Genomic DNA, 12,392 nt, shown 5'->3' with positions numbered 1-12,392 from the left:
CTTTGGCGGTGTCAGTGCTGGCGGATGCTACAGCAAGCGCTCCGGGCGCGTCAGGGCCTGCGGAGCATCACAGTGATGTGTATGCCTGTTTGAACCAATTTAGGTAACAAGTGTTTCGTGAATTCCCATTATGGTGCGATCCGACGAAACAAACCGTGGCAGGGCAGGACAGCATTTCGTCCGCCGTCTCCATTACCCGAACTTAAACACTTGATACGAAAAGAGGAATCCAAAGCCATGGAATCTTGGCATCAGGTTTGCCTCTTGATCAATGGACTTGGTCATTTGATCAAGTCGGTTGACTAGATTAGCCCCGGCAACGTGTTGCGGCTTTCCCGGAGCGCACGCTGCCGCTCGAGGCCCATGAGGATCTTCCAATGAAAGACGTGATTGAGTACCCGGGTGCCGGGATTTCCATCGGTGGTGGAACCAGGCAATTGATCCTGGCATTGGCCGTATCGGCTGTCATGTGCAGCGCTCAGGCAGCGGACAAGGATCCGGCGTCACTGGGCAGCAAGCTGACGCCCTTGGGTGGGGAGGTCGCGGCCAGCGCCGATGGGGTGATTCCGGCCTGGACGGCACCGGGCCCGCAGGCGGTTGGCTGGAGCCATGGCCAGCCGCGGGGCCAACACTGGAAGTTCAAGGGCGACAAGCCACTCTTCAGCATCGATTCGGGCAATGTCGCGAAATACGCGAGCAAGCTCTCTCCGGGCCAGGTGGAGCTGTTCAAAAAGATCCTGGGTTATCGCATGGACGTGTACCCGACCCGTCGCAGCTGCGGCGTACCGGATTTCGTCGCGGACAACACCAAGAAGAATGTCGGCTTCGCCAAGCTGGACGCCGATGGCCTGGCACTGCAGGAAGCCTACGTACCCGGCATTCCGTTCCCGTTCCCGAGCAACGGCGCCGAGGTGATGTGGAACATGAAGATGCGTTACCGCGGCGTTGGCTTTGAAATGTCCAAGACCGTTTCCGGCATCTCGCCGCGCAAAGGCAGTGAGGACTGGCTGCGTACCTCGACCGACTGGTTCATGTATACGCCGTGGGGAGAAAAGGGCAGCGCGTTGTTCTCTTCGGTCGATCGCCTGGAAGTCGCCACCTACTTCTCCTACTACGATCCCGCCGCCCTTGCCGGGCAGGCCGGCGTGGTGACGACCAAGGCCGGCGAGCAGGCCAGCACCTTCTATTACTTCCCCGGTCAGCGCCGTGTGCGTCGCATGCCGGCCTATTCCTATGACGCGCCGCAAATCGGCCTGGACAACCAGTACACCATCGATGAGTCGAACGTGTTCTTCGGGCCGATGGATCGCTTCGACTGGAAGCTGGTCGGCAAGCAGGAGTTGCTGGTGCCTTACAACGCCTTCGGCCCCTACGACAATTTGGCGAAAATCGAGGATGTGGCCAAGCGCGATTACATCGCCCCCGAATCCCGTCGCTATGAATTGCATCGCGTCTGGGTGGTCGAGGCCACCGTGCGTCCGGGCATGCGCCACCAGGCACCGAAGCGCCTGTTCTATATCGATGAGGACAGCTGGAACGCCCTGATGGCGGTCGATTACGACAAACAGGGGCAAATATGGAAAGTCCGTGAAGGCTACACCATTCCTGTCTACGAGACCGGTACCTGCGACATGGAAGCTCAGGCGCAATACAACCTGGTCGACGGTCGCTACCTGTACGACATGACCTCCATAGGCGTGGGCAAGAACGACCACCGCTGGCTCACCGAAAGTACCGGCAACCCGCGACTCAAGCGTGACTTCTATACCTCCGACAATCTGCGCGCCACCAGCGAACGCTAACCGCGGCCTATCGAGAACTGACATGAAAAGAATAATTACCAAAGTCTCAGGTCTTGTCATTGCGTGTGCAACCCCTCTGGCCATGGGGTTCACGTTTGAAACCGAAAACATCCGGGGCTCGTTCGACTCCACCATCGCCATGGGCATGGGCCTGCGTACCGAGTCCCCAGGCTGCAACCTGATCACCAGTGGCGCCAGCGGACACCATCCGCCCAGCGGCTGCCTGTCGCCCAGCGCGGGCATCGGCGACCAGGGCAACATGAACTACGACAAGGGCGACCTGTTCACCAACTACCTCAAGGGCACCCATGAGCTGCTGCTGAAGTTTCCCGAGGACTACACCTTCATGGCGCGCGGAAGCTGGATCCGTGACTTCGCCGCGACCGACACCAGTGGTGCGTTGTCGGCCACCAGCCCGGAGAGCGTGGGCAGCGACGGCCTCACCAGCAGCGCCCGCGACGATCTCAAGTTCAAGGCGCGCCTGCTGGACCTGTGGGTGAGCAAGAGTTTCGACGTCGGCAAGCAGCACGTCCGGGCCAGGCTCGGCAACCAGGTGATCAACTGGGGCGAGAGCCTGTTTGCCGCCGGCGGCATCAACAACACCAACTCCTACGATGTCATGGCCCTGTCGCGGCCGGGCACCCAGCTCAAGGAAGCCTTGTTGCCAGCGCCGATGCTGAGCCTCGCTTCGGGCCTGGGAGCTGGCGTCAACATCGAGGCTTACTGGCAGTTCGGCTGGAATAAGAGCGAGATGCCGCCAGTGGGCAGCTACTGGTCCACCACCCATGCGCTGGGCGAGGGCAGGGGGGCTTATGGGTACGACGAAAAGGACGCCCGCGACAGCGGCCAGTGGGGTATCTCGCTGCGCTGGCAGCCCCAGGACAGCGACCTGAACCTCGGCCTCTATGTGATGCGTTATCACGACAAGCTGCCGTCCCTGACCATGCAGGTGCTGGACCCGGACACCTTCGCCCTGGCGCAGAAGTGGGAGTACCCGGAAGACCGCATGCTCTATGGCATCAGCGCCAACATGCCGATCGGCGACTGGGCCGTGGGCACCGAGCTGTCGTACCGCCCCAAGGATGCGGTACCGCTCAACCCTGTGATCGATGCCTGCACCAGCAACGGTGGCAAATGCTGGAAGGATGAGAAGAAGTTCCAGTGGCACCTGACCGGTATCTACAGCCTGACCCCCTCCAACTCGCCGAGACTGCTCGACTTCAGCGGCGCCAGCACCGGCACGCTGCTGACCGAACTGGTCGTCGTCAAATACCCGGGCTTGCATGACAACTACAACGGCGAACCGATCTCCGCCGGCTTGAACACCTGGCAGCTGGATCCGGCCACGGCGCCGACGGCCAAGGGCAACAAGACCTCTTCGGGGATAAGCCTCGACTTCAGCCTGACCTACGACAACACGCTGATCCCGGGCTGGCAGGTCACGCCGGGGGTGTTCTATTCGCAGTCGCTCAAGGGCCGCACGCCCAACCTGTCGGCGACTTTCACCGAGGATGCCAGCAGCATGAACCTGTACCTCAACTTTGTGCGCAACCCGGCGAGTTGGCAGGTTTCCTTCAACTACGCGAAGTTCTCGGGGGGCAAGACTCCCTACGACCAACTGTTGCGTGACCGTGACTACGTCGGTCTTGTGGTTTCCCGAACTCTGTGAGGCGTGCAGTGAACAATTCCGTAAAGATGTCGGAGAAAAAGGTGCGTGGCGTGCTGCCACGCATCGAACAGTGGTTGTTTACCCATCGGCTGCTGACGCTGGTGAGCCTGGGTGTCTTCACCCTGGCCATGGCCTGGTTCGCCGTGCAGTTGCGCATGGAGGCCGGCTTCGAGAAGCAGCTGCCGATCGGTCACGAATACATCGAGACCTTCGAGGCCTATCGCAACGACCTGCTGGGGGCCAATCGCCTGACGGTGGTGGTCAAGGCACGCCAGGGCACGATCTGGAGCAAGGAGGGACTCAAGCGCCTGTACGACGTCACCCAGGCGCTGATCTTCCTGCCCAATGTCTCGCGCAGCAGCGTGCGTTCGTTGTGGACACCCAATGCCTTCGTCAACGAGATCACCGAGGAAGGTTTCCGTGCCGATCCGCTGGTGCCAGGCACGGTAACCCCGGAAAACCTCGATGAGGCGAGCATTGCGATGATCGCCGACTCAGCGGCCCAGGGCGGCTTCATCGGTACCCTGGTCGCCCGTGACCAGAGCAGCGCGATGATCACCGTCGATCTCAATGAGTTCGATGCCAACGGCGAGCGCCTGGACTATGTGGCCTACAACCGGGTGCTGGAGCAGCAGATCCGTGAGAAATTCGAGGACGGCAACTTCGACATCCAGATCATCGGTTTCGCCAAGCAAATCGGCGATATCGCCGACGGGGCTTCGGCGGTACTGGAGTTCTGTCTGCTGGCCCTGCTGCTGACGGCACTCGCGGTCTACTGGTACTGCCACTCGCTGCGTTTCACCCTGTTGGCCCTGGGCTGTTCGCTGGTGTCGCTGGTCTGGCAATTCGGCAGCCTGCGCCTGCTCGGTTACGGTCTTGACCCGCTGGCGGTGCTGGTGCCGTTCCTGGTATTCGCCATCGGCGTGTCCCATGGCGTGCAGCAGATCAACTTCATCGTCCGCGAAATCGCCTGCGGCAAGTCCATTGAGAGCGCGGCGCGTGCCAGCTTCCGCGGTTTGCTGATCCCTGGCACGCTGGCCCTGGTGACGGCATTCGTGTCCTTCGTGACCCTGCTGCTCATCCCGATCCCGATGGTCCGCGAGCTGGCGATCACTGCGTCGCTTGGGGTGGCCTACAAGATCATCACCAACCTGGTGATGCTGCCAGTGGTGGCCTCGATGTTGCGGGTCGACGGCGGTTATGCCGCCGCCGAGGAGCTTTCCCGCCAGCGCCGGGCCCGCTGGTTGCGAGGCTTTGCCCGACTGTCCGAATGGCACAACGTGCGCTGGGTGTTGGGCATGGCCTTGCTGATCTTTCTCACGGCAGCCTGGCAGAGCCATGACCGGGTCGTCGGCTCCCTGCAGGCCGGGGCCCCGGAGTTACGCGAGGAAGCCCGCTTCAACCGCGATGCGGTGGCTATCGCCAGCAATTACGACATCGGCCTGGACTGGCTCAGCGTGGTCTTCGAGGTCGTTCCCGACACGTCCGGCGCAAGTCCGGCGGACGCCTGCGAAGACGTTGCCCTGGGCCAATATCAGGATCGTTTTGTCTGGGCCATGCAGGGCGTGCCCGGGGTGCTGTCAGTGACCTCGTTCTCCAACAGCATGCGCCAGTTCAACGAGGGCTATAACGAGGGCAATCCGAAAATGAACGCGGTGCCCATCGACCCGGCGAACTACTCATCGATGGCGGCCGAGGTGGCCCGTGTCCCCGGGATGATGCGCCCCGATTGCAGCATGACCGCCGTGCACCTGTTCCTGGCGGACCACAAGGCCACGACCATCCACCGGGTGATCGCCGCCGCCAAAGCATTCCGTGCCGAGTTCAAGCAGCCCGGCGTGAGCGTGCGCCTGGCGTCCGGCAACGCCGGGGTGATTGCCGCGATCAACGAGGAAGTGGAGCACAGCGAGCTGCCGATGATGCTGTACGTCTATGGCGCCATCGCTCTGCTGGTGTTTGTCGTCTACCGCGACTGGCGCGCGGTCCTGGTGTGCTGCCTGCCCCTGACCCTGGGCACCTTCATCGGCTACTGGTTCATGAAGGAGCTGCAGATCGGCCTGACCATCGCGACCTTGCCGGTGATGGTATTGGCCGTCGGCATCGGCGTGGATTACGCCTTCTACATCTACAACCGCCTGCAACTGCACCAGGCCCTCGGCCAGCCGATCACCAAGGCGGTCGAGCATGCGTTGCTGGAGGTCGGGGTGGCGACCATCTTCACTGCGATCACCCTGGCAGTGGGGGTGGCGACCTGGGCGTTTTCCGACCTCAAGTTCCAGGCCGACATGGGCAAGCTGCTGGCCTTCATGTTCCTGGTCAACATGGTCATGGCCATGACCGTGCTGCCAGCGTTCGCCGTCTGGCTCGAGCGGGTATTTCCGCGCCGGCGCCCCGTGCGCATGATCGGCGCCCTGGCGCACTGAGGAGAGCACTATGCGAAACCTGATTTGCCTCATGGCGACCCTGTTCGCCAGCGCGCTACCGCTGGCCACAGTGCAAGCCGCACCGGTACAGCCAGAGCCGGCGACCCGGACAGCCAACGCCACGGCGGCCACCATGCTGGGTGCCAGCTGGGCCCAGGAACGCCTGGTCGCCGTTGGCGACCATGGCACGGTGTTGCTGTCCGACGACAAGGGCCACAGCTTTCATCAGGCGGCGGCCGTGCCGCTGTCCACGCCCCTGACCGGTGTCTCGTTCGTCGATGCCAGGCAGGGATGGGCGGTCGGCCACTGGGGCGCCTGTACGCCACCGCCGAGCGCGGCCAGGTGCTGCGCTCCGATGACCAGGGCAAGCACTGGCGTTACCTGGATAGCGGTTATGCCGGCACCCTCTGGACGGGAGCGGTGCTGGCCGATGGGTCGCTGCTGGTCGGCGGCCAGCGGGGTACGCTGCTGCAGGGCTCCGCGGACGGACTGAACTGGAAGCGCGTGCCCCTGAAGAGCAAGAGCTCGATAACCGGCATCGCGGTAGCGGGGCAGCAGGTCGTCGTGGTCGGCCTTGATGGGCTGATGGTGAGCAGCAGCGACGGCGGGCTGAACTTCCAGGAACAGCAGAGTGCCGAGGGTGTTTCGCTGACGGCTGCGCTGTTGAACGGCAACGGCTCGCCCATCCTGTTTTCGCGACGGGGGGTGGTGTCCATGCAAGGCCAGGAGGAGAGGGCGATACACCCGAGTGAGTGACTCCGCGGTACCTGTTCCAGGTGGACCGGCGCGGCGCTTCAGGCGTCGAGCCAGGTCCTGATCTTCATCCTTCAAGGGGCCCGTGCAGTACTCCACTGCAGGCGTGTCCCCTTCTTTTTAAACCTTGCCAGGTAGGGCTTTTCTGCCTGTGTCGACGAGGGCCCAGGCTCTTTTTCCGGTCTGATTTCGCGGGCATTTCGCGCTTGTAGATTGCCCGTAAATGCACCCGCGATTAATTCACGTAACACATGTTGCGTTAAATAAATCACCTTGTTAGAGTCGATCTCAAATAACAAGACGCAGGAGGTTGCACATGAAAGCTCGCATCACTGGATCGCGCTCGGGAGCACTCCCCGGCGGATCGCTCGGCTTCAATCGTCCCGGCGCGCGTCGCGCGGCGGCTCGCAACACGTTCTCGCTGGAGGTGCTCTGATGATCTCGCTCAAGCCCACCCTGACCTTGCCCGCTGCCGGGCTGTCCGGTTTCGAAACCCCGCTGAGCGAGGAAGAAGCTGCGATCCAGGCTTCCGTGCATCGTTTTGCCAAGGACGTCTTGCGGCCGCTGGGTCGCGAGCTCGATCGCATGAGTTCCGAGGAAGTCGTCGCCCCAGGCTCGCCTTACTATTCGTTGTTCGGCGAGTTCGCCAAGCTGGGGCTCGACCCGGCATTGCTGGCGGAGCTGCCGCCGGAGATGGCGGTGCGGATCGAGTCGCTGATCGGCGAAGAACTCGGCTGGGGCGATGCCGGCCTGGCGGTTTCTCTCGGCTGCGCCGGCTTTCCGCTGCAGATGGCCCTCGCCGCCGGTAATACCGAACTGATAGAGCTTTGCCAGGGGCGGATCGGCTGCTGGATGGCCACCCAGCCCGATCGCGGCAGTGACAACCAACTCTTCGATATAGCGCGCGACTGGCCCGCGGGGCAGCAGGCCAACATCGGCAACCTCACCGCCAAGGTGGTCGGCGACGAGATCATCATCAACGGCCAGAGTTCGGCCTGGGTCTCCAACGGTGCGGTGGCGCAGGTGGCTTTCGGCTTGATGTGCGCCGATTACGGGGATGGTTTCTACGACCGTGACGGCTTGCCCCATGGCATTGCCGTCATCATCCCGCTGGATCTCAAAGGCGTGTCCAAGGGGAAGCCGCTGGACAAGATCGGTCAGCGCTCTCTGCCCCAGGGCGAGATCTATTTCGACAGCGTACGGGTGCCCCGGCGCTATGCCATCGCCGAGCGCGATGCTTATTACGGTGCCGTCAGCTCCTCCTGGTCCTATGCCGGTACGCACATGAGCCAGGTGTTCACCGGCGTCGCCCGGGCGGCCTTCGAATATGCGCTGCAGTACTGCCACGAGCGCCGGCAGGGCGGGCGGATGTTGATCGACCACCAGATGACCCGCCTGCGCCTCGGCGAAATGCTGCGCAGGGTCGAAATCGCCCGCGCAGTCGCCCGGCGTTCGCTGAGCTTCGCGCGCCTGTCACCGCAGACCCATCCTTACGCCACTGCCTCCGCCAAAGTCACGGTGACCGAAGAAGCGATGGCCGTGGTCGAGGAAACCTTCCGCCTGTTCGGCGGTAACGGCACCACCCGGGAATACCCGATCGAGAAATTGTTGCGCGACACACAGTCCGCGCTGATCGAGGACGGCGAGAACCGTGTCCTGACCATGCGCCTGGGGCTGCTGGCCCAGCAGCTCTACGCCGAAGGCTGGGCGAACAACTGATCCTGAAGGATCACCCGGCAACACTCATCCAATAACAACAATGAGGAACACTCCAATGGCTAAATATCCTGTCGTTGTCTATGGCGCCAGTGGTTACACCGGCATGTTGATGATGGACTGGTTGATCGACCAGAACATTCCGTTTACCGCGGTCGCACGTAACGCCAGCCGTGCCCAGGAAATGATGGCGCAACGTGTAGTCGGACTGGAGTCGGCCACTTACGAAATCCTCGAGTGCCCGCACGAAGTCCAGGCTCTGAGCGCCGTGTTCAAGGGCGCGCGCGTGGTCTGCAACACGGTCGGCCCATTCGTCAATTTCGGGTTGACGGCCGTCGAGGCGGCGTTGAATGCCGGCTGCCACTACCTGGATCCCGCCGGCGAGCAGCAGCATATCCTTGCCCTGCGCGATCAGTTTGGCGAAAAATTCCGTCAGGCCGGGCTGCTGCTTTCTCCCTCTCTTGCCTACATGTACACCTTCGCTGAAATTGCCGCCGAACTGGCGCTGGAAACCCCGGGGGTCGACTCCCTGGAAACCGCGACCCTGACCCGCGGGCCTCGTGGCCGTGGCGCCGGTGTCACCGTGGGATCGACCGCCACGATTTTCGAGGGCTGCCGCCATGACTCCTTTTACCTGTGGGAGAAAGAGCTGGTCATGTACGCCCCCAATGCCAGCTTCAATGTCGTTTCGCCCGACCTCATGGAGTCGGTGTTCTGCCTGCCCTGGGGCGGCACTTCGCTGCCCGTGTACTTCGAGCGCGACGCACGCGTTCGCAGCTGCATGTCCTGTGTCGGTTTCTACGACAACCCGGTGATGAAAGTAGTCCATGGACTGAACGAGAAGTGGGATGCCGAATACAAACACTTGCCCAAGGAACAACAGGACGCCGTCATCCAGAGCCTGGTGAGTTCGACAACGCCGAGCATGCCCCCTCGTGAACGCGGCACCTTGCAGCGCACCGTGGACTTCGCCATCGGCCGCGGTCAGTTGACGGCGGTGCGTGCCACCGTGCACGGCATCACCCCCTACATCGCCACCGGCGCCCTGCATGCCGCGGCAGTGACCAAGCTGCTGGACAACGACACCGCCAAGGTTGGTTTTGCCTCGGCCTCGAAGGCTTTCGGCCATCGCTACCTGCTGGGTTTCCTCGAGCAGCGTGGCCTGGCCCGCGCAACCATCACCCAACTCTGAAGTGACAGACATGGCGATTATTGATTTCTTCGACCGTGGCTGGCGGATCAATCCGCAGGGCGCGGCTTATATCCAGGACGATCGTGTGTTCACGTTCACCGAAGTCCGCGATCGGTCATGCCGTATCGCCAACGCCCTGTTGGCCGAGGGTTTGCCCAAGGGCACCAAGGGGGCGATCTGGTCAACCAACGATGTGGTGGGCTGGACCTGCACGCTGGGACTCTGGCGCGCCAACCTGTGCTGGATTCCCGTCGGCGCGCGCAACAGCGCCGAAGAGAATCGCTACGTGCTCGATGCGTTCGACTGTGAGGTGTTGTTCTTCCAGAAAGAGTTTGCCGCGGTCATCGACTCGCTGCGCGCGAGCCTGCCGAAGATCAGGTTGTGGATCTGCCTCGACGGCGACCTGCCCGGCGCGACTTCTCTTTCGGCCTGGAGCGATGCCCAGGCGAGCAGCGTGCCCCAGGTCGACTATGAGATGGACGACGTGGTGGCGATCTCGCCCACGGGGGGAACCACGGGGATGCCGAAGGGGGTGATGAACACCCATCGGAGCGTGCAGACGTTCTGTGCCCACTTCATGATCAACTTCCCTTATGAAGACGAGCATCGTCCCATCAACCTGGCGGCGGCGCCGATGACCCATACCGCCGGCACGCTGTCTCTGCCGTGTTCCGCGCGGGGCGGCACCGTGGTGGTGATCACCAAGCCGGACCCGGCGCTGATGCTGGCGATGATTCCCAAGTACAAGGTCACCGAGACCTTCCTGCCGCCCACGGTCATCTATCGCCTGCTGGATGTGCCCGATCTGGCGCAGAAGGTCGATTTCAGCTCGCTGAAATACTTCCTCTACGGCGCGGCGCCGATGTCGGTGGAGAAGCTCAAGCAAGCGATCGAGACCTTCGGTCCGGTGATGGCGGGTGGCTACGGCCAGACTGAAGCGCCGGCGTCGATTTCCAACCTGCCGCCGAGCGAGCACCTGCATGGCGGCCAGTTGGCGTCGGACGAGCGGCTTTCTTCGGTGGGGCGTCCCAATCCGCTGATCCGGGTCGAGATCATCGACGACGCGGGCAAGATCCTGGCCCAGGGCGAAACCGGCGAGATCTGCGTGCGCGGCGACCTGGTGATGAAGGGGTACTACAAGGCCCCGGAAAAGACCGCCGAAACCATCATCGATGGCTGGCTGCACACCGGCGATATCGGCCACCTCGACGCCAATGGCTACCTGCACATCACCGATCGCAAGAAGGACATGATCATCTCGGGTGGTTTCAACGTCTATCCGAGTGAGGTCGAGCAGGTGCTCTGGGGCCACCCGGCGGTGCAGGACTGCGCGGTGATCGGCGTGCCGGACGAAACCTGGGGCGAGAGCGTCAAGGCGGTGGTCGAGTTGAGTTCAGGCCAAAGCGTCAGCGCCGAAGAACTGATCAGCCTGTGCAAGGCCAGGCTCGGTTCGGTCAAGGCTCCCAAGAGCGTGGATTTCATCGATGCGCTGCCACGGAGTCCGGTCGGCAAGGTATTGAAGAAGGATCTGCGTACCCGTTACTGGCAAAGCGTCGATCGTCAGATCTGAAGTCGAGGAGTTATCTGATGGAACCCATTTACATTGCCGGTATCGCTATGACCCAGTTCGGGCGGCATCCGGAACGCAGCCTGCAGAACCTGGCCCTGGAAGCTCTGCAGGGCGCGCTGGCGGATGCCAACGCACAGCGCTCGGACATCGGCGCCGTTTTCTACGCCGGCATCACCAACGGCCCGTTGCAAGGCCAGTTTTCCATCCCGGGGCAGGTGGTATGCAGCAAGATCGGCATCGAAGGGGTGCCGGTCTATAACGTCGAGAACGCCTGCGCTTCCGGCAGTACCGCGGTGCACCTGGCGGTGCAGAGCCTGCGCGCCGGCGCCACCGATGTGGCGCTGGCGCTGGGCGTCGAAAAGATGAACGTACCGGACAAGCTCAAGGCCCTGTCACTGTTCGAGACGGGCTGGGACGTTTCCACCGCCAAGGAGAACTACGAGATCCTGGTGAAAATGGGAGAGGGCATCGTGCCCCCGGCAGGGTCGGAATCCGATCGTCCATACAGCAAGTTCATGGCCATCTATGCGGCCATGTGCCGTTGGCACATGAAGACTTACGGCACCACTCAGCGGCAGATCGCAGCGGTGTGCGCCAAGAACCACCAGCATTCGGTACACAACCCTTATTCCCAGTTCCGCAAGACCTTCAGCATCGAGGAGGTGCTGGCCGCGCCGCCCATCACGTATCCGATCACCTTGCCGATGTGCGCGCCGCTGTCCGACGGCGCGGCCGCCGCCATCCTCTGCACGGAGGCGGGCCTCAAGCGCATCGGTGCCGATCCCAAGCGCTGCGTGCGGATCACCGCCAGCGTGATCCGCAGCTTCACCCTGCGAGACCTGAGCGAACCGGAGAAGCATGTCAGCCTCCTTGCCGCCCGCCAGGCTTATGAGATCGCCGGCCTGGGGCCGCAGGACATGCACGTGGCCGAGGTGCATGACGCCTCGGCGATGGGCGAGATCATCCAGTCGGAAAACCTTGGACTGGCGCCCCTGGGGCAGGGTGGTGTGTGCGCCGAGCGCGGCGATTTCACCGTAGGTGGGCGGATCCCGATCAATCCCTCTGGCGGGCTGGAATCCAAGGGCCACCCACTGGGCGCCACGGGCATCGGCCAGTTGTATGAGCTGACTACCCAGTTGCGGGGCGAGGCGGGTGCGCGTCAGGTCGAGGGCGCGCGTCATGCAATCCAGGAAAACGGTGGCGGGCTTCTGGGGGTCGAAGAAGCTGCCGTCGCCATTCACATCTTGAGTCGATAGGAGAACAGTCC

The 12,392-nt window shown here is 62.6% G+C and carries 7 protein-coding genes and 1 pseudogene; all 8 read left to right on the top strand.

Going from position 1 to position 12,392, the window contains the following annotated elements:
• The first annotated feature begins 377 nt into the window (after positions 1–377).
• The 8 genes and pseudogenes from ABCR88_RS16120 to ABCR88_RS16085 all read left to right on the top strand — a co-directional run bounded on the left by ABCR88_RS16120 (position 378) and on the right by ABCR88_RS16085 (position 12,381).
• Positions 378–1,802, top strand: a complete 1,425-nt coding sequence (locus ABCR88_RS16120) for a DUF1329 domain-containing protein (RefSeq protein WP_350404873.1) — start codon at positions 378–380, stop codon at positions 1,800–1,802.
• Between the two features lie 22 nt (positions 1,803–1,824).
• Positions 1,825–3,471, top strand: coding sequence for a DUF1302 domain-containing protein (locus tag ABCR88_RS16115; protein ID WP_350404872.1), 1,647 nt, complete (start codon positions 1,825–1,827; stop codon positions 3,469–3,471).
• A gap of 8 nt (positions 3,472–3,479) precedes the next feature.
• On the top strand, positions 3,480–5,894 hold the full coding sequence (locus ABCR88_RS16110; RefSeq protein WP_350022678.1) for an efflux RND transporter permease subunit: 2,415 nt from the start codon (positions 3,480–3,482) through the stop codon (positions 5,892–5,894).
• 10 nt (positions 5,895–5,904) lie between these two features.
• A pseudogene (locus ABCR88_RS16105) lies at positions 5,905–6,650 on the top strand (glycosyl hydrolase).
• A gap of 432 nt (positions 6,651–7,082) precedes the next feature.
• Positions 7,083–8,366: an acyl-CoA dehydrogenase family protein gene (locus ABCR88_RS16100; protein WP_236185909.1), complete on the top strand. Its 1,284-nt coding sequence runs from the start codon at positions 7,083–7,085 to the stop codon at positions 8,364–8,366.
• A gap of 55 nt (positions 8,367–8,421) precedes the next feature.
• Positions 8,422–9,555: a DUF5938 domain-containing protein gene (locus tag ABCR88_RS16095; RefSeq protein WP_009049048.1), complete on the top strand. Its 1,134-nt coding sequence runs from the start codon at positions 8,422–8,424 to the stop codon at positions 9,553–9,555.
• A 10-nt stretch (positions 9,556–9,565) separates the two neighbouring features.
• On the top strand, positions 9,566–11,125 hold the full coding sequence (locus ABCR88_RS16090; protein WP_236185907.1) for an AMP-binding protein: 1,560 nt from the start codon (positions 9,566–9,568) through the stop codon (positions 11,123–11,125).
• Between the two features lie 17 nt (positions 11,126–11,142).
• Entirely contained in the window at positions 11,143–12,381 is a 1,239-nt protein-coding gene (locus ABCR88_RS16085) for a thiolase family protein (RefSeq protein ID WP_350404871.1), read from the top strand.
• Positions 12,382–12,392: the final 11 nt, after the last annotated feature.

The sequence above is a fragment of the Pseudomonas sp. W17 genome (genome assembly GCF_040268305.1).
Taxonomy (GTDB): domain Bacteria; phylum Pseudomonadota; class Gammaproteobacteria; order Pseudomonadales; family Pseudomonadaceae; genus Aquipseudomonas; species Aquipseudomonas protegens.
This window is presented reverse-complemented; position numbering and strand designations above follow the sequence as displayed.

Coding starts and splice junctions, on each gene's coding strand:
- ABCR88_RS16090 (WP_236185907.1), top strand. CDS start 9,566: ATGGCGATTATTGATTTCTTCGACCGTGGCTGGCGGATCAATCCGCAG.
- ABCR88_RS16085 (WP_350404871.1), top strand. CDS start 11,143: ATGGAACCCATTTACATTGCCGGTATCGCTATGACCCAGTTCGGGCGG.
- ABCR88_RS16120 (WP_350404873.1), top strand. CDS start 378: ATGAAAGACGTGATTGAGTACCCGGGTGCCGGGATTTCCATCGGTGGT.
- ABCR88_RS16100 (WP_236185909.1), top strand. CDS start 7,083: ATGATCTCGCTCAAGCCCACCCTGACCTTGCCCGCTGCCGGGCTGTCC.
- ABCR88_RS16115 (WP_350404872.1), top strand. CDS start 1,825: ATGAAAAGAATAATTACCAAAGTCTCAGGTCTTGTCATTGCGTGTGCA.
- ABCR88_RS16095 (WP_009049048.1), top strand. CDS start 8,422: ATGGCTAAATATCCTGTCGTTGTCTATGGCGCCAGTGGTTACACCGGC.